Source organism: Marilutibacter maris (genome assembly GCF_006546735.2).
In the GTDB taxonomy this organism is placed as follows: domain Bacteria; phylum Pseudomonadota; class Gammaproteobacteria; order Xanthomonadales; family Xanthomonadaceae; genus Marilutibacter; species Marilutibacter maris.
Map to the genome: position 1 here is coordinate 1 of NZ_VICD02000178.1, position 1,601 is coordinate 1,601.

Sequence of the window (1,601 nt, forward strand, 5' to 3'; positions counted from 1 at the left end):
TCATCCGCCCGGACGCGGCCGGTTCCGGCATCGGTGCCGACGCGGCGACCGGATCGCCTCCGTCCGCATCGCCCGCGGGCCGCGCGTCGGTCTCCTCGGCCGCCCCCTCGCCGGCGGACAGCGCCAGCACCGGGAGCCCCAACGCCCGCAGCCACTCGCGCTGGGATGCGCTCCAGGGCATGCTCATGACCCTTCGGCGCCCTCCCCGTCCCGGGCACCGGCGCGGCGCAGCCGGCGATAGAGCCAGTACGACGGTCCGGAGATCGCATACAGCGCCGACACGGTCAGCAGCACGCTGGGCGGGTCGACCGCGATGGCGACCACCACCGCGACCGCCACCATGATCGCCAGGAACGGCACGCGATCGTTGCGCGGCCCGCCCTTGAAGCTGAAGTAGCGCAGCCCGCTGACCATCAGCACGGCCGCGATCACGGTCACCGCCAGCGCCACGTAGCGCAATTGCTCGCCGGTGTAGCCGAGCTCGTGCGCGGTCCAGACGAAGCTGGCCATCAGGCCCGCCGCGGCCGGGCTGGCCAGACCGATGAACCAGCGCTTGTCGACCACCGCGACCTGGGAATTGAACCGCGCCAGCCGCAGCGCCGCGCAGGCCGCGTACAGGAAGGCGGCGATCCAGCCGATCTTGCCGGCGGTGACGCTGTCGAACTTCATCGTCGACAAGGCCCAGTGGTACATCACCAGCGCCGGCGCCAGGCCGAAGCTGATCAGGTCGGCCAGCGAGTCGTACTGCACCCCGAACTCGCTCTGGGTATTGGTCAGCCGGGCCACCCGTCCGTCCACGCCATCGAGGATCGCGGCGACGAACACCGCGATGCAGGCATCGTCGAAACGCCCCTGCGACGCCGCGATGATCGCGTAGAAGCCGGCGAACAGCCCGCCCGTCGTGAACAGGTTGGGCAACAGGTAGATGCCGCGGTTACGCGGTCGTGGCGGCAGCCGTGATGGAGGTTGGGTTTCTTGCATGGAGCAGAGTGTATCGCTTGCCTGTCCGCCGGAGCGGTGATGCAATCGGAATCTGAGCGGCTGATCCGCCGCGAACGGAGCCTTGCCAATGATCCGCCCGACTGCCGCACACACCGCCAGCCGCCCGATCCAGGGTGCCGCCCGGCGCCGGAGCGCCACCGCAGCGGGCGCCCTGCTGCTGGGGTCCCTGCTGATTGCGGCGCTGCCCGCGTCCGCGGCCCAGGTCTACCAGTGGAAGGACGCCAATGGCGTAACCCACTATTCCGACTCGCCGCCGCCGGGCCAGGAATACCAGAACCGCAATATCGAGTCCGCGGCGCCGGCCTCCGGCGACACCGCGACCGAAACCGCGCAAACCGAGGCCCCGGCCGAGAATGCCGCCTGTCGGGATGCCCGCGCCAATCTCAAGACCCTGGCCGACAACCAGGAAGTCGGGATCGACTCCGACGGCGACGGTACGGTCGACAGCACCCTCGATGCCGATCAGCGCGCGTCGCAGCAGAAGCTCGCCGAAGCCGCGATCGAGGTTCACTGCAAGTAATGCCGGCGGCGGCCCCAGGGCCGCCGCACGATTCCCGCGCCCAGCCGGCCCCGGCTCCGGGCTCGGTACCACCCCTCCA

3 protein-coding genes are annotated in these 1,601 nt (G+C 70.5%); 1 reads left to right on the forward strand and 2 read right to left on the reverse strand.

Annotated elements, in window-relative coordinates:
- Together FKV24_RS10795 and pssA are read right to left on the reverse strand one after the other, a co-directional pair.
- Positions 1 to 187 (reverse strand): hypothetical protein (locus FKV24_RS10795; RefSeq protein WP_211371848.1); only part of this gene is annotated, 187 nt, incomplete at its 3' end.
- A complete protein-coding gene (gene pssA / locus FKV24_RS10800; RefSeq protein ID WP_111265605.1) occupies positions 184 to 981 on the reverse strand; it encodes a CDP-diacylglycerol--serine O-phosphatidyltransferase in 798 nt (265 codons plus the stop codon). The genes pssA and FKV24_RS10795, both read right to left, overlap by 4 nt.
- A gap of 88 nt (positions 982 to 1,069) precedes the next feature.
- Between pssA and FKV24_RS10805 the strand changes: the two genes are divergently transcribed.
- Complete coding sequence (locus tag FKV24_RS10805; protein ID WP_141482389.1) at positions 1,070 to 1,522, forward strand: DUF4124 domain-containing protein; 453 nt, start codon at positions 1,070 to 1,072, stop codon at positions 1,520 to 1,522.
- The last annotated feature ends 79 nt before the right edge of the window (positions 1,523 to 1,601 follow it).

What these genes read in the sequence shown, in the direction of transcription:
- pssA (WP_111265605.1), bottom strand. Translation starts at nt 981, where the DNA reads ATGCAAGAAACCCAACCTCCATCACGGCTGCCGCCACGACCGCGTAAC.
- FKV24_RS10805 (WP_141482389.1), top strand. Translation starts at nt 1,070, where the DNA reads ATGATCCGCCCGACTGCCGCACACACCGCCAGCCGCCCGATCCAGGGT.